Raw genomic sequence first — 15,343 nt, 5'->3', positions numbered from 1 at the left:
ATGAGTTCAATAAGTAAAATTTATAGCAATTTAGTTAGGTTAAATGGGCGTTTTCGCTTATACTTAGCAACTTAATATTGGCTTTAAATTTATATTTCGTCATTAACCAAAAGAGATTTTTTCGATGCGGATCGCAAAAATAATATTTAGTGCTTTACTTTCACTGTTAATTTTAGGTGGGGTAATCGGTGGTTTACTTTATATGCATATCAAGTCTGACTTACCTGATGTTGCAACACTTAAAAATGTTGAGTTACAACAACCAATGCAGATTTTTACTTTAGACGGTAAATTAATTGGTGAAGTGGGCGAAGAACGCCGTATTCCGGTTAAACTTGAGGATGTTCCTCCAATGTTGATAAAAGCAATTTTAGCAACAGAAGATGCTCGTTTCTATGAACATAAAGGGATTGACCCTAAAGGGATTATGCGTGCATTGTGGCGTACCAGTCAGGGCGATACACAAGGGGCAAGTACCATTACTCAACAGCTAGCCAAAAACTTTTTCTTAACGCCTGAGCGTAGTATTGAGCGTAAAGCAAAAGAAGCTATCTTAGCGTTAGAAATTGAACAAGTTCTGACGAAAAATGAAATTTTAGAGCTTTATTTAAACAAAATTTATTTGGGGTATCGCTCGCACGGTGTAGCAGCAGCGGCTAAAACCTATTTTAATAAAGCGTTAAAAGATCTCACACTTTCGGAAATTGCGATTATTGCAGGGCTTCCAAAAGCACCATCAACGATGAACCCACTTTATTCGGTAAAACGAGCAGAAGATCGCCGTAATGTAGTTTTGGGTAGAATGCTTGAAACTAAAGATATTACTCAAGAACAGTACGAAAAAGCGAAAGCTGAGCCAATTGTAGCAAATTACTATGGTGCAGCATTAGAGTTTCGTGCTGATTATGTTACAGAAATGGTTCGCCAAGAAATTGTAAAACGTTATGGTGAAAACATTGCTTATAACAAAGGTTTAAAAGTCTATGCAACCGTGCTTTCAGCAGACCAAAAAGCCGCACAAGATGCATTGCGTGAAAATTTGATTGATTATGATCGCAGACGAGGATGGCGTGGAGCTGAAAAATTATGGACGGGGAATGACGTTTGGGATAATGAGAAAATTATTGATCACCTAAGTAAATTACCAAAATCAGAGCCTTTTACGCCTGCAGTCGTAATGCAAGCAGATAAATCTAAATATACTATCTTGCTAGCTAATGGTGATTCTTCTACTTTAAAGAGAGCTAATGCTTCTTTTGCTCCTAAAGGCTTAAAAGTTGGCGAACAAATTTGGATAAGACAAAACAAAAATAAAGAGTGGGTTTTAGGGCAAATTCCTGAAGTAAATTCAGGATTGGTTTCTATTAATAGTGAAAATGGTGCGATTGAAGCGATTGTTGGAGGTTTTAGCTTTGAACATAGCCGCTTTAACCGTGCTACACAATCAGTTGTTCAAGTTGGTTCTGCCATTAAGCCATTTATTTATGCAGCGGCAATGAATAAAGGGCTAAGCCTTTCAACTACAATTAGTGATGATCAAATTGTGATTAAAAAGCCGGGGCAAAAAGAGTGGAGACCAAAAAATGCCGATGGTGTTTATGGTGGTCCAACACGAGTAAGGGTAGCGTTAGGTAAATCCAGAAATATGGTAGCAATTCGTGTGCTACAAATGGCAGGTATTGATTATACTGCCGATTATTTACAACGCTTCGGATTTAACCGTAATCAGTATGTGGCAACAGAAGCCTTAGCCTTAGGTGCTGCTTCATTTACGCCACTAGAAATGGCTCGTGCTTATGCTGTGTTTAATAATGGCGGTTACTTAATTGAGCCGTATATTATTGACCGCATTATTGATTCACAAGGTTACGAACTTTACCAAGCAAACCCTGTGATAGCTTGTTCAGTTTGCGATAATCCAGTGATTTATCCTGAGCCACAATATTTTGATTCGGTGAAAATTCATGATGAAACACAGGTTAGTGCTATACCAACTAATACCTCGAACAATGACGAAGAGGTTGTTGAAGATATTGATGATGCAGAATTGGATCTAAATACTACTCCTGCAGAAACAGATTCTCCAAGTTTAATGGCGGAGTCTTCGCATCACGTTAAAGGCTTACGTTATGCACCGCACGTAATTAGTAATGAATTAGCTTTTTTAATGCGGAGTGCTTTAGCGACAGCAGTGACCGGTGAGGCTGAATATGGCTGGCGAGGAACAAGTTATCGAATGCTAAATACGATTAAACGTACTGATGTAGGCGGTAAAACAGGTACAACGAATAATTCTAAAGCAACTTGGTATGCGGGCTTTGGTGCAGATATTGCAACCGTTGTTTATGTTGCCTTTGATGATAATAAAAAAGTATTGGGCAAAGGTGCAACTGGTTCAAATACGGCTTTACCTGCTTGGATAAACTATATGAAAGTTGCCTTATCAGACAAAAAAGTTGAAAAACAGGTTGTGCCAAAAAATATCGTTGAAGTGAAAATCGATCCAAATAGTGGTTTCTTAGGCGATGGGCGTAAAGAGTTCTTCATTAAAGGAACAGAACCAACAAAACGTTATATTATAGAGAGAGGTTATACGGAACAATCTCCAAATCAAGCTCCTGCCCGATTGGGGCTTCCACCACCGGGTGTATTGCAAAGTGGAGAGTTATTCTAAAAATTGCAATGAATATAATCTTAAAAGTTGAAAAATAGGGGCATTTCTTGCGATAATAGCGACCAATTTTATTTTGGGCGATTTGTGAGTTATTTATATACTTTTAGTCAATAAACCGATTTTATTGCAATTTTTATAAGAAATCAGACCGCTTGTATAACAAGCGGTCGTTTTTTCTTTTAATTTCACAAATCAGATGTTTATAAATTTTAATAATAGAAGAAGAAATAATGGCTGAAAAACGTAATATTTTTCTAATTGGACCGATGGGGGCTGGAAAGAGCACAATTGGTCGCCAACTTGCTCAAACATTAGGAATGGAATTTTTGGATTCCGACAGCGTGATTGAAGAAAGAGCCGGTGCAGATATTGATTGGATCTTTGATGTTGAAGGTGAAGCGGGTTTTCGCAAGCGTGAAGAGCGTATCCTGAACGAATTAACGCAAAATCACGGTATTGTGCTTTCAACGGGCGGTGGCTCTATTTTGTCGAAAGATAACCGCAATGTATTATCAGCTCGTGGCATCGTGATCTACCTAGAAACAACGGTGGATAAGCAATTTGAACGTACGCAACGGGATAAAAAACGTCCTCTGTTACAAACAGAAGATCCACGTAAAACATTAGAAGAATTAGCGAAAATCCGCAATCCGCTTTATGAAGAAATTGCGGATATCACTATCCATACTGATGAACAAAGTGCGAAAGTGGTTGCAAATCAAATCATTGATATGATGGATAATTTAGTCGCATAGGAAACCTAAATTAAGCTAAGGAGCGAGATATGTTACAGGTTAATGTGGAATTAAAAGAACGCCGCTATCCGATTATTATTGGAGAGGGAATACTTGCTCAGGCTGCAAGCTATTCGCCGTTAAAAGCAGCCGATAAAGTGATGATTGTATCTAATCCAACCGTTGCCTTTCATTATCTCGAAACTGTTACCCGTACTTTGACTGAATTAGGTTGCCAAGTAGATTTAGTGCTAATTCCTGATGGCGAAGAGCATAAAAATCTGGATTCGTTAAATTTGATTTTTACTGCGTTATTAGAAAAAAATCATAATCGTGATAGCACCTTAATTGCTTTAGGTGGCGGTGTAATTGGCGATGTGGCAGGTTATGCCGCTGCTTCTTACCAACGCGGTATTCGTTTTATCCAAATTCCAACCACGTTATTGGCACAGGTGGATTCTTCCGTTGGTGGTAAAACCGCAGTTAATCACCCGCTTGGCAAAAATATGATTGGGGCTTTTTATCAGCCTATTTCTGTTATTGTGGATACCAACACGCTTGCGACTTTACCAAAAAGAGAAGTGAGTGCTGGCTTAGCGGAAGTAATCAAATATGGAGCGATTTTTGATATTGCTTTTTTTGAATGGCTTGAAAAGCATATTGATGATTTAGTTTCTCTCAAACAAGATGAGCTGGAATATTGCATTCAACGTTGTTGCCAATTAAAAGCAGATGTTGTTGCCCGTGATGAAACGGAAAAAGGCGATCGTGCGTTGCTTAATTTGGGGCATACTTTTGGACACGCAATTGAAGCTCGTATGGGCTATGGCGTATGGCTACACGGTGAAGCTGTTGCGGTTGGTATGCTTGAAGCGGCTGCTTTGTCGCACATTTTAGGTGATTTGAATGTGGAAGATGTAGCTCGTTTAGAAAAATTACTGGCGAGAGCAAATCTACCTACTATTTCGCCGGATGGTATGGAGCCTTTGGAGTACTTGCCGTATATGTGGCGAGATAAAAAAGTATTAGGTGGGCAATTACGTTTGATTTTACTGAAATCTCTTGGTCAAGCTTATGTCTCAGCAAGAGCAACCGAAGAACAAGTGCTGGCATCTATAGAACGTTTTACCCAGCGTTAAAAATTTAAATGAGTCATTCTAAACACCGAGCCTTTTTAAAATGGGCGGGCGGTAAATATCGCCTTATTTCAGATATTCAAACCCATTTGCCGAAAAAGGCTTGTCTAGTTGAGCCTTTTGTCGGTGCGGGTTCGGTGTTTCTGAATACTGACTTTGAACACTATATCCTTGCCGATATTAACCCTGATTTAATTAATCTTTTCAATACGGTAAAAGCAGATGTTGAGCATTATATCGCTCAAACAAAATTGCTTTTTCTACACCCAAAAGCGAATACTGAAACCTTTTATAAAGCACGCCGTGCGGAATTTAATCGTTCAAAAGATATTTTTCGCCGTTCGGTTATTTTTCTCTATTTAAATCGTTTTGGTTATAACGGGTTATGTCGTTATAACCAAAAAAAAGGTTATAATGTGCCGTTTGGGCGTTATAAAACCCATTATTTCCCTGAAAATGAGTTGCGGTTTTTTGCAGAAAAAGCTCAAAAAGCGACTTTTATTTGTGCGGATTTTGAACAGGTGTTTGAGCTGGTAAAAAATAGTGCGATAGATTGTGTTATCTATTGCGATCCGCCTTATGCCCCTTTATTGCAAGAGACTAACTTTACTCAATACGCAGGAGGGGGATTTAGTTTGTTACAGCAAGCTCGCTTGGCAAATCTTGCCCTAGAGATGAAAGAGCAGGGCATTCCTGTATTAATTTCAAATCACGACACTGATTTTACTCGGCTGATTTATCAGTCCGCTCAAATCACATCAGTGCAAGTTCTGCGTTCAATTGGGCAGAAGGCGGATTCCCGAATTAAAGTCGGCGAACTATTTGCGTTATTTTCCTAATCATTTGCAAATTTTTCTAAAAATTTCACCGCTTGTATTCATATTTAAGCGTTATTTTTTATTTTTATGCCTATGGAGTATCAAATGGCAAATCAAAATGCAGAGCGTCAATCGTGGTCTAGCAGATTGGCATATATTATGACGGTTGCAGGAGCAACCGTAGGGTTCGGAGCAACGTGGCGTTTCCCATATTTAGTTGGGGAAAATGGTGGTGGTGCTTATGTATTCCTATTTTGTATTGCAATGATTGTGATCGGCATTCCAATGATTTTAGTTGAAAATGTGATTGGCAGAAGAATGCGAGTGAATGCCGTTGATGCTTTTGGCGGTTCGGCAAATGGTAAAAAAATCTCCTCTGCTTGGAAAATACTAGGTTATATGGGGTTACTCGGTGCATTCGGTATTCTGGCATATTATATGGTACTCGGTGGTTGGGTACTCAATTATATTGGTAGCCTAATTATGGGCAACCTTGACCTCTCAACGCCTGTTACGGTAGAAACTACTTATCAATTCTTCCAACAAAGTATTTTTAATAGTCCGGGAACCATTATTACTTATACTGCTATTTTTGTACTGGTAAACTATTTTATTTTAGTGAAGGGCGTTGTTGATGGTATTGAGCGTTCGGTTAAATACTTGATGCCTATTCTATTCGTGTTTTTACTGGTAATGGTCATCCGCAATGTAACTTTACCGGGAGCGGTGGAAGGAATTAAATTTTATTTGATGCCTGATTTCTCTAAAATCACGCCAAAACTTTTTGTATTTGTGCTAGGGCAGGTGTTCTTTGCATTAAGCTTAGGATTTGGTGTGTTGATTACGCTTTCAAGCTATTTAGATAAAAATGAAAACCTCGTTAAAACGGCGACTATTACGGGTGTGATGAATACGATTATTGCGGTTCTTGCCGGTTTTATGATCTTTCCATCATTATTCAGCTTTGGTGTTGCACCAAACTCCGGTCCGACATTAGTCTTCCAGAGTTTGCCGATTGTGTTCTCAAATATGTGGGGCGGTACGATTTTTGCGATTATTTTCTTTGCTTTGTTGGTTGTTGCGGCTTTAACTACTTCATTAACCATTTATGAAGTGATTATTACTTCATTACAAGAGAAGACAAAGATGAGCCGCCAAAAGGCAATATTTATTACCTTAGCAACCATTTTTGTATTAGGTAATATTCCTTCTGCGTTAAGTGATAATATACTAAAAGATGTACAAATTATGGGCAAAAGTATTTTTGATGCTTTCGATTACATCAGTGGCAATATTCTCTTTATTTTAACCGCCTTAGGCAGTGCCATTTTTGTCGGCTTTGTATTAAAAGATGAAGCAAAGGAAGAGCTAGGAGCGGGTAAAACATTGACTAATATTTGGTTTAATTATGTTCGTTTTGTGATCCCTGTAATTATTTTAGTGATTTTCTTTAATTCTCTATAGAACGAAATCTATAAATAAAGCTGTTTGAATGTGTATTCAAACAGCTTTTTTGTTACAAGCGGTTAAAAAATATAATTTTTTGCAATTAATGCCAAGTCATCCAGAAGAAATAAGACAAGCAACCAATAATAGATATACAGAAAATATTTAGTATAAGACCGACTTTTACCATCTCACTTTGCTTGATGTAACCTGTTGCAAATACAATTGCATTTGGTGGAGTTGCAATAGGTAACATAAAGGCACAAGAAGCACCACAAGCAATGATTGCAGCTAACGAAATTGGCGGTAAACCGAGTGAATTTGCAACCGTAATAAAGATTGGTAACATTAAGGCTGCACTTGCCGTATTTGAGGTAAATTCGGTTAAGAATACAATAAAGGCGGTCATCACTAAGGTCATAATCAGCCAGTGTTTTGTACCGATATAATTAACGATAGTATCTGCTAGAATCTTACTCGCACCTGTTTCTCGTAACACAATACTTAACACTAATCCGCCACCAAATAGCATTAACACTCCCCATTCGGTACGCCCTTGAATTTCAGACCAAGTAGCGGTGTTACAAATACAAAGTGAGACAACCGCGATCATTGCAATTACGGCATCAAAATTTTTGATGGATTCTTTTAATGCTAGTACATTGCGGATAAAAGGTTCAATATAGCTACTAAAAGTCAATAAAATTGCAGTAATGATAAAAATGATGAGAGTAGCAAGCTGTTTTCCGTTGAGTTTTGAGTCTTCAATTTCAACATTAAACGGCACGTTAAAGTTTGGTTTTAGAATAACGAGTAAGCTGATAACCATTGCAATCATCAGCAAAATGGCAACCGGCATACCGTATGGTAACCACTCGGAAAATGAGATTTTAATTTGAGAAGCGAGTAACGCATTCGGTGCTGAGCCCACTAATGTGCCAATACCGCCGATACTGGAACTAAAGGCAATGCCTAGTAGTACAAATACATAAAGATTGCGATTAGTTTTAAGATCGACTTTGTGTAGGATACCAAGCGTGAGAGGCAACATCATTGCGGCAACAGCGGTATTATTAATAAAGAGAGAAAGCAGGGCAGTTACAGCGAATAGATAAATGACGGTACGTTTTAAATTACCTTTGGCTAAGCGGATAACGTGATTAGCAATCCAAAGATCGATTTTTTGGATATTTAACACTGCTGCAATCACAAAGCCACCAAAGAACATAAAAATAATTGGCTCTGAGAATGGAGCAAAAGCGGCTTTAGTTGATAGCACGTTAAGACCGATAGCAAATATTGGTACCATCAATGCAGTTACGGTAATGTTGAAGGCTTCAGTAAGCCAAAGAATACCAATAAAAACAAGTAGGGCTAAGCCTCTGTTTTCTTGATCATTGAAAGGGAGAAATTGCAGTAATAGAAAGAAAATAACGATATCAACTGCAAGTATGATTAACCCTCTTAAAGGATTTTTAGTTGTGCTAGACATATACACTCCTGATCATTTCTTTATTGTTTTAAATCGAAGGTTTTAGCACTATACCAGAACTTTTTATTGAAAAGAGATTAAAAATTGTTAAAGGTAAATATTTTTAGAAAATTTATAAAAATTATCATTTTATTTGATCTAGGTTAGCCCAAAATGATTAGAAGCTGATATAATCAAACCGTTATCACTTTTTAAATTCTAATCAAAAGAGGAACAAACTATGTCTGTTATTAAAATGACCGACCTTGATTTAGCAGGTAAACGCCTATTTATTCGTGCTGACCTTAACGTGCCGGTTAAAGATGGTAAAGTAACATCTGATGCTCGCATTGTGGCAACCATTCCAACCTTAAAATTAGCTTTACAAAAAGGAGCTAAAGTAATGGTAACTTCTCACTTAGGTCGTCCGACTGAAGGCGTGTTTGAAGAAGCAAACTCTTTACAACCTGTTGTGGATTATTTAAATGCTTCAGATTTAGGTGTTCCTGTACGTTTAGTGCGTGATTATTTAGACGGCGTTGATGTGCAAGAAAATGAAGTAGTTGTACTTGAAAACGTGCGTATCAACAAAGGTGAGAAGAAAAACGATCCTGAATTAGCGAAAAAATATGCAGCACTTTGTGATGTGTTTGTTATGGATGCTTTCGGTACGGCTCACCGTGCAGAAGGTTCAACCTACGGTGTGGCAGAATATGCCCCAGTTGCTTGTGCAGGTCCATTATTAGCAGCTGAATTAGATGCGTTAGGCAAAGCATTAAAAGAACCACAACGTCCAATGTTGGCAATCGTAGGTGGTTCAAAAGTGTCTACCAAATTAACTGTTTTAGATAGCTTATCAAAAATCGCTGACCAATTAATCGTAGGCGGCGGTATCGCAAATACCTTTATTGCGGCAGAAGGGCACGCGGTAGGTAAATCATTATACGAAGAAGATTTAATCCCTGAAGCAAAACGTTTAGCACAAGTAACGAACATTCCTGTGCCTGTTGATGTGCGTGTGGGAACAGAATTCTCTGAAACTGCACCGGCAACTGAAAAAGCAGTGAACGAAGTGCAAGCGGATGAATCTATCTTCGATATCGGCGAAAAATCAGCAGAGCAATTAGCAGAAATTATCCTCAATTCAAAAACCATTCTTTGGAACGGTCCGGTGGGTGTGTTTGAATTCCCTAACTTCCGCAAAGGTACAGAAGTAATTTCAAATGCAATTGCTGAAGCAACCGCAAATGGTGCATTCTCTATTGCAGGCGGTGGTGATACCTTAGCTGCGATCGATTTATTCGGCATTAAAGATAAAATCTCTTATATTTCAACCGGTGGTGGTGCATTCTTAGAATTTGTTGAAGGCAAGGTATTACCTGCAGTGGAAATCTTAGAAAAACGCGCAAACGGCTAAAATGAATTAAATTACAAGCGGTCAAATTTCAATGAAATATTGCAAATTTGACCGCATATTTTAACAATGTGCATTTGCACATTTCATACAAAGGAAGCAAAAAATGTCATTATTAAACATCGTAAAACCGGGTGTAGTAACAGGCGACGACGTACAAAAAGTTTTCGCTTACGCTAAAGAACACAACTTCGCGATTCCTGCAGTAAACTGCGTAGGTTCTGACTCTGTAAATGCAGTATTAGAAACCGCAGCTCGTGTTAAATCACCGGTAATCGTTCAATTCTCAAACGGCGGTGCACAATTCTACGCAGGTAAAGGCATCAAGCCAACTTCAGGTGCACGTCCTGATGTATTAGGTGCGATTGCTGGTGCAAAACACGTTCATCAATTAGCGGTTGAATACGGTGTGCCTGTTATTCTTCACACAGACCACGCTGCGAAAAACTTACTTCCTTGGATTGACGGCTTATTAGAAGCTGGCGAAAAACACTTCGCAGAAACCGGTCGTCCATTATTTTCATCACATATGATCGACTTATCTGAAGAGCCAATTGAAGAAAATATGGAAATCTGCCGTGAATATCTTGCACGTATGGATAAAATCGGTATGACCCTTGAAATTGAAATCGGTGTAACCGGTGGTGAAGAAGATGGCGTAGATAACTCTGATGTAGATGAATCTAAACTTTACACCCAACCATCAGAAGTGTTATACGTTTACGACCAATTAAGCCCAATTAGCCCACGTTTCACTATCGCTGCGGCATTCGGTAACGTACACGGTGTTTACAAACCGGGTAATGTAAAATTAAAACCGTCTATTTTAGGTGCATCACAAGAGTATGTGTCTAAAGAGCGTGGTTTACCGGCGAAATCATTAGACTTCGTATTCCACGGTGGTTCAGGTTCTTCTCGTGAAGAGATCCGTGAAGCAATCAGCTACGGTGCAATCAAAATGAACATCGACACTGATACACAATGGGCTGCGTGGGACGGTATTCTTCAATTCTACAAAGCAAATGAAGCTTACTTACAAGGTCAATTAGGCAACCCGACCGGTCCTGATGCACCAAACAAAAAATACTACGATCCACGTGTTTGGTTACGCAAAATGGAAGAATCTATGTCTAAACGCTTAGAGCAATCTTTCGAAGACCTAAACTGTGTAAACGTATTATAATTTGCAACGTTTTTAGTGAATCTGACCGCTTGTTCTATACAAGCGGTCTTTTTTTATTTATTTTTTGCGGTAAACTATGGCTTTATTTTTCTATATCAAATGTTATGCCATTACTTGAAATCAGCAATCTGAGTAAACGTTTTATTGAGCGTACCAGCCTTTTCCATAAACAAGATTTTTATGCAGTAAAAGAGGTTTATTTTACGCTTAACCATAAAGAAACTTTGGCGATTATCGGAGAAAATGGGGCAGGTAAATCTACCTTAGCTAAGATGATTGCAGGTATGGTAGAGCCTACTTCCGGAGAAATTATTTTTAGAGGCTCAAAACTAGGATTCGGAGATTATAAGTACCGTGCAAAACATATTCGAATGATGTTTCAAGACCCGAATGATGCCTTTGATCCAAACTACAATATTGGACAAATTTTAGATGCTCCTTTGAGACTGGCAACAGATCTAAGTGAACAGGAACGAAATGAGCGTATTTTTAATACCTTAAAATTAGTAGGAATGTATCCTGAACACGCACTTATTCCAATTTCTGAAGCTTCAAGCGGACAAAAGCAACGAGTTGCATTTGCCAGAGCATTAATTCTAGAACCGGAAATTATTATTGCTGATGATACAATTAATTCACTTGATTTCTCAGTAAAAACCCAACTTCTTAATTTAATGCTCGGCGTACAGCAAAAGCAAGGCATTGCTTACATTTATGTCGGACAAAATATTGGATTAATTAAACATATTGCAGATAAAATTATGGTTATGCAAAATGGAGAAGTCGTTGAATATGGCAAAACGAAAGAAGTGCTACTTAATCCGGAGCATCAAATTACAAAAAGATTGATTGAAAGCCACTTTGGAAAACCACTTACGGAAGCTGCGTGGCTTAGCTAAATTAACAATAATAGGGCAAGCAGAAATAATTCACTGCTTGCCCTATTGTAATGAAATTAAGTGATTTAATTTTTTATGGAAGATTTTATTCTTCTTCTGTAAAGCGTTTTGCTTTATAAGTTGGATTCATTAAGTTCTCAACTGAAAGAATATCATCTAACTGTTCTTCTGTGAGTAAGCCTCGCTCGAGTACTACTTCACGTACGCTTCTGCCTGTCGTTGCACAGATTTTACCAACAATGTCGCCGTTGTGATGCCCGATAAACGGATTTAGGTAAGTTACAATACCGATTGAGCTAAACACATAGTTTTGGCATATTTCACGGTTGGCAGTAATGCCGTCAATACATTTATCACGCAAATTCACACAAGCATTCGAAAGAATCTCAATAGATTCAAACATTGCTTGACCGATCACAGGCTCCATCACGTTTAACTGTAATTGACCGGCTTCTGCAGCGAATGTAACAGTAGTATCATTACCTATTACTTTAAAGCAGACTTGGTTTACCACTTCCGGCACAACAGGGTTTACTTTTGCCGGCATAATAGAAGAACCGGCTTGAAGTTCCGGCAGGTTGATTTCGTTTAAACCCGCACGTGGACCTGATGAAAGTAAGCGTAAGTCGTTACACACTTTAGAAAGTTTGACTGCTGTGCGTTTTAATGCACCGTGAACCATTACATAAGCACCGCAGTCTGAAGTTGCTTCAATTAAGTTTTCAGACAGTACGCAAGGCAATTCAGTTACTTCAGATAAATATTTTACAGCTAATTCAGAATAACCTTCAGGCGTGTTTAAACCTGTGCCGATGGCAGTTGCCCCTAAATTCACCTCAAGCAATAAAGCTGCTGTTTTTTTCAGATTACGTACTTCTTCATCTAATAATACGGCGAATGCCTTAAACTCTTGACCGAGTGTCATTGGTACAGCATCTTGTAGCTGAGTTCGCCCCATTTTTAATACATCAGCAAATTCGGTAGCTTTGTTGTCGAAGGCAGTTTTTAGATAAGTGATTTTATCAATTAATTTAATAATGCTATTGTAAACGGCGATACGGAAACCTGTTGGGTAAGCATCGTTAGTGGATTGGCTGGCATTAACATGATCCATTGGGTTGATTATATCGTATTTCCCTTTTTCTTCGCCTAAAATTTCTAACGCAAGATTGGCAATAACTTCATTGGTATTCATATTGACAGATGTGCCTGCACCACCTTGATAAACATCAGATGGGAATTGGTCTAAGCATCTACCTTTTACTAATACTTCATCACAAGCCTCAACAATTGCATTGGCAACTTTTTTTGGAATTGCACCTAACTCGCCATTTGCTAATGCAGTAGCTTTTTTAACCATTACCATACCACGCACAAATTCAGGCACATCAGAAATAGTAACATTTGAAATATTAAAATTCTCAATCGCTCTTAATGTGTGAATACCCCAATAAGCCTCATTCGGCACTTCTCTTTCGCCTAATAAATCGTGTTCAATTCTTACATTTGCCATATTCATCTCCTTAAAATAGATTGTGGTAGGTTATTCTTGAATAATACCTATTTTAAGTAATAAAGAATGTGATCTGCATCAAATTTCTGAATAGAGAACTAGGATATAAATTGGGCTTTCGGATTAGAAAAAATAATGGTTACTTGGTGCGATAATCAACCATAAAAAAGAGGCTATATAACCAGTATATAGCCTATGATTTTAGATATTACCTTTATCTAATTACACCGCACGCCATACGAGGACCACCACCGCCAAGAGGTGCCGGATGATCTGAGTGGTTATCTCCGCCGGCGTGAATCATCAGTGAGCGACCTTTAATTTCATCTAATTTTTTCAAGCGAGGAGCTAATACAGGATTAGTTGCTGTACCATCGTGTAAAACAGTTAATGCGGGTAAGTCACCTAAATGAGCCTCATCAGACCACGGGAAGCCGTGATGTGGTGCTTTATGCGGATTCCAGTGTCCACCGGCGGCTAAACCTGCGGTAAGTTTGCCATCTTTTTCTTTTGCATCACAACTTGGATTTTCGTGAATATGGAAGCCGTGCAAACCTTCTGTTAAATCTTTTAGATTTGGCGTAAATACCAAGCCGTATTTAGATTCGGTAATCTCTACCGTACCAATATCTTTGTTGCCTTTTTCTACATCTAATTGCTGAATATTGACAACAATCTTTGCCGGTTCTGCGGCTGTTGCTGAAAAGCTGAATAAAGAACCTAATGCAATTGCTAATGCTGTTTTCATTTTCATAAAACTTTCCTTATTTCATAGATAAGCCATAATTGGCAACCCATTTTACTCGTAGCGGTCAAATTTTGTCAAAGTTTTGCAAATAAATAAAAAACATTGATTTTTCAATGAAAATCCTGTATTTATTCACAATTATTTATAACAATTATTTTAGGAGCAAACATAATGCAAAATGTAGGTTTTATCGGCTGGCGTGGAATGGTGGGTTCAGTATTAATGGACCGTATGGTTGAAGAAAACAACTTTGCTAACATCAATCCAATTTTCTTCACCACTTCACAGGCGGGTCAAAAAGCCCCTGTGTTTGGCGGTAAAGATGCCGGCGAATTAAAAAACGCCTTTGATATTGAAGAATTAAAAAAATTAGACATCATCGTAACCTGTCAAGGTGGTGATTATACCAACGAAGTCTATCCAAAATTAAAAGAAAGTGGCTGGAACGGCTATTGGATTGATGCTGCCTCTGCACTTCGTATGAAAGATGATGCAATTATCGTATTAGACCCTGTAAACCAACACGTTATTTCAGAAGGTTTGAAAAACGGTATCAAAACTTTCGTAGGTGGTAACTGTACAGTAAGCTTGATGTTAATGGCAATTGGTGGCTTATTCGAGAAAGATTTGGTGGAATGGGTTTCTGTTGCAACTTACCAAGCAGCTTCAGGTGCTGGTGCGAAAAATATGCGTGAATTACTTTCACAAATGGGCGAATTGGAAGATAGCGTAAAAGCTGAATTAGCAAATCCTGCCTCTTCTATTTTAGATATTGAACGCAAAGTTACCGCAAAAATGCGTGCAGACGATTTCCCAACCGAAAACTTCGGTGCAGCATTAGGTGGTAGCTTAATTCCTTGGATCGACAAATTACTCCCAGAAACAGGACAAACCAAAGAAGAGTGGAAAGGTTATGCGGAAACCAATAAAATTTTAGGTTTAAGCGAAAATCCAATTCCTGTTGATGGTTTATGCGTGCGTATCGGTGCGTTACGCTGCCACAGCCAAGCGTTCACCATCAAGCTCAAAAAAGATATTCCATTAGCAGAAATCGAACAAATTATCGCGGCTCATAACGAATGGGTGAAAGTCATTCCAAACGACAAAGAAACCACATTACGTGAATTAACACCAGCTAAAGTAACCGGCACATTAAGCGTACCGGTTGGTCGTTTACGTAAATTAGCGATGGGCGGTGAATATTTAGCGGCATTCACTGTAGGCGACCAATTATTATGGGGTGCAGCAGAGCCTGTTCGCCGTATTTTAGTTCAACTAACTAAATAATTTGTTCTCATAATACTTGC

The 15,343-nt window shown here is 38.4% G+C and carries 12 protein-coding genes; 9 read left to right on the top strand and 3 right to left on the bottom strand.

The genetic code is table 11. From position 1 onward, the window contains the following. Positions 1-124 precede the first annotated feature (124 nt). The 5 genes from ICJ55_RS09995 (at position 125) to ICJ55_RS09975 (ending at position 6,826) form a co-directional block, all read left to right on the top strand. Complete coding sequence (locus ICJ55_RS09995) at positions 125-2,674, top strand: penicillin-binding protein 1A (protein ID WP_188156666.1); 2,550 nt, start codon at positions 125-127, stop codon at positions 2,672-2,674. A 230-nt stretch (positions 2,675-2,904) separates the two neighbouring features. Beyond that, complete coding sequence (gene aroK / locus ICJ55_RS09990; protein ID WP_025236410.1) at positions 2,905-3,429, top strand: shikimate kinase AroK; 525 nt, start codon at positions 2,905-2,907, stop codon at positions 3,427-3,429. A 29-nt stretch (positions 3,430-3,458) separates the two neighbouring features. Continuing rightward, on the top strand, positions 3,459-4,547 hold the full coding sequence (aroB, locus tag ICJ55_RS09985; RefSeq protein WP_188156665.1) for a 3-dehydroquinate synthase: 1,089 nt from the start codon (positions 3,459-3,461) through the stop codon (positions 4,545-4,547). 8 nt (positions 4,548-4,555) lie between these two features. Continuing rightward, the gene (locus tag ICJ55_RS09980) at positions 4,556-5,383 is read left to right on the top strand and encodes a Dam family site-specific DNA-(adenine-N6)-methyltransferase (protein WP_188156664.1); all 828 of its coding nucleotides are present in this window, start codon (positions 4,556-4,558) and stop codon (positions 5,381-5,383) included. 84 nt (positions 5,384-5,467) lie between these two features. Further along, entirely contained in the window at positions 5,468-6,826 is a 1,359-nt protein-coding gene (locus tag ICJ55_RS09975; RefSeq protein ID WP_188156663.1) for a sodium-dependent transporter, read from the top strand. 85 nt (positions 6,827-6,911) lie between these two features. On the opposite strand, the gene ICJ55_RS09970 is transcribed toward ICJ55_RS09975, so the two are convergent. Beyond that, a complete protein-coding gene (locus ICJ55_RS09970) occupies positions 6,912-8,300 on the bottom strand; it encodes an SLC13 family permease (RefSeq protein ID WP_188156662.1) in 1,389 nt (462 codons plus the stop codon). A 220-nt stretch (positions 8,301-8,520) separates the two neighbouring features. On the opposite strand from ICJ55_RS09970, the gene ICJ55_RS09965 reads away from it, so the two are divergent. The 3 genes from ICJ55_RS09965 (at position 8,521) to ICJ55_RS09955 (ending at position 11,775) form a co-directional block, all read left to right on the top strand. Next, the gene (locus tag ICJ55_RS09965) at positions 8,521-9,696 is read left to right on the top strand and encodes a phosphoglycerate kinase (protein ID WP_188156661.1); all 1,176 of its coding nucleotides are present in this window, start codon (positions 8,521-8,523) and stop codon (positions 9,694-9,696) included. 103 nt (positions 9,697-9,799) lie between these two features. Continuing rightward, complete coding sequence (gene fbaA / locus ICJ55_RS09960; protein ID WP_027074148.1) at positions 9,800-10,876, top strand: class II fructose-bisphosphate aldolase; 1,077 nt, start codon at positions 9,800-9,802, stop codon at positions 10,874-10,876. Between the two features lie 104 nt (positions 10,877-10,980). Continuing rightward, positions 10,981-11,775 (top strand): peptide ABC transporter ATP-binding protein, encoded by a 795-nt coding sequence (locus ICJ55_RS09955; RefSeq protein WP_188156660.1) that lies wholly within the window; start codon positions 10,981-10,983, stop codon positions 11,773-11,775. Between the two features lie 85 nt (positions 11,776-11,860). Here ICJ55_RS09955 and aspA read toward each other — a convergent pair whose 3' ends face one another. Together aspA and sodC are read right to left on the bottom strand one after the other, a co-directional pair. After that, positions 11,861-13,288 (bottom strand): aspartate ammonia-lyase, encoded by a 1,428-nt coding sequence (gene aspA / locus ICJ55_RS09950; protein WP_188156659.1) that lies wholly within the window; start codon positions 13,286-13,288, stop codon positions 11,861-11,863. A 214-nt stretch (positions 13,289-13,502) separates the two neighbouring features. Next, positions 13,503-14,042 carry a superoxide dismutase family protein gene (gene sodC, locus ICJ55_RS09945; RefSeq protein ID WP_188156658.1) on the bottom strand — a complete coding sequence of 180 codons (540 nt, stop codon included), beginning with the start codon at positions 14,040-14,042 and terminating at the stop codon, positions 13,503-13,505. Positions 14,043-14,207: 165 nt separating this feature from the next. Between sodC and asd the strand changes: the two genes are divergently transcribed. After that, positions 14,208-15,323 (top strand): aspartate-semialdehyde dehydrogenase, encoded by a 1,116-nt coding sequence (gene asd, locus ICJ55_RS09940; RefSeq protein WP_188156657.1) that lies wholly within the window; start codon positions 14,208-14,210, stop codon positions 15,321-15,323. Positions 15,324-15,343: the final 20 nt, after the last annotated feature.

This window comes from Mannheimia bovis, assembly GCF_014541205.1.
Lineage (GTDB): Bacteria > Pseudomonadota > Gammaproteobacteria > Enterobacterales > Pasteurellaceae > Mannheimia > Mannheimia bovis.
The sequence above is the reverse complement of the archived record's forward strand: the minus strand, read 5'-3'. Positions and strand labels throughout refer to the sequence as shown.

Excerpts from the sequence above, each read along its gene's own strand:
- sodC (WP_188156658.1), bottom strand. The coding sequence starts at position 14,042 with ATGAAAATGAAAACAGCATTAGCAATTGCATTAGGTTCTTTATTCAGC.
- aspA (WP_188156659.1), bottom strand. The coding sequence starts at position 13,288 with ATGGCAAATGTAAGAATTGAACACGATTTATTAGGCGAAAGAGAAGTG.
- asd (WP_188156657.1), top strand. The coding sequence starts at position 14,208 with ATGCAAAATGTAGGTTTTATCGGCTGGCGTGGAATGGTGGGTTCAGTA.
- ICJ55_RS09975 (WP_188156663.1), top strand. The coding sequence starts at position 5,468 with ATGGCAAATCAAAATGCAGAGCGTCAATCGTGGTCTAGCAGATTGGCA.
- ICJ55_RS09970 (WP_188156662.1), bottom strand. The coding sequence starts at position 8,300 with ATGTCTAGCACAACTAAAAATCCTTTAAGAGGGTTAATCATACTTGCA.
- aroB (WP_188156665.1), top strand. The coding sequence starts at position 3,459 with ATGTTACAGGTTAATGTGGAATTAAAAGAACGCCGCTATCCGATTATT.
- ICJ55_RS09995 (WP_188156666.1), top strand. The coding sequence starts at position 125 with ATGCGGATCGCAAAAATAATATTTAGTGCTTTACTTTCACTGTTAATT.
- ICJ55_RS09955 (WP_188156660.1), top strand. The coding sequence starts at position 10,981 with ATGCCATTACTTGAAATCAGCAATCTGAGTAAACGTTTTATTGAGCGT.
- ICJ55_RS09965 (WP_188156661.1), top strand. The coding sequence starts at position 8,521 with ATGTCTGTTATTAAAATGACCGACCTTGATTTAGCAGGTAAACGCCTA.
- ICJ55_RS09980 (WP_188156664.1), top strand. The coding sequence starts at position 4,556 with ATGAGTCATTCTAAACACCGAGCCTTTTTAAAATGGGCGGGCGGTAAA.
- aroK (WP_025236410.1), top strand. The coding sequence starts at position 2,905 with ATGGCTGAAAAACGTAATATTTTTCTAATTGGACCGATGGGGGCTGGA.
- fbaA (WP_027074148.1), top strand. The coding sequence starts at position 9,800 with ATGTCATTATTAAACATCGTAAAACCGGGTGTAGTAACAGGCGACGAC.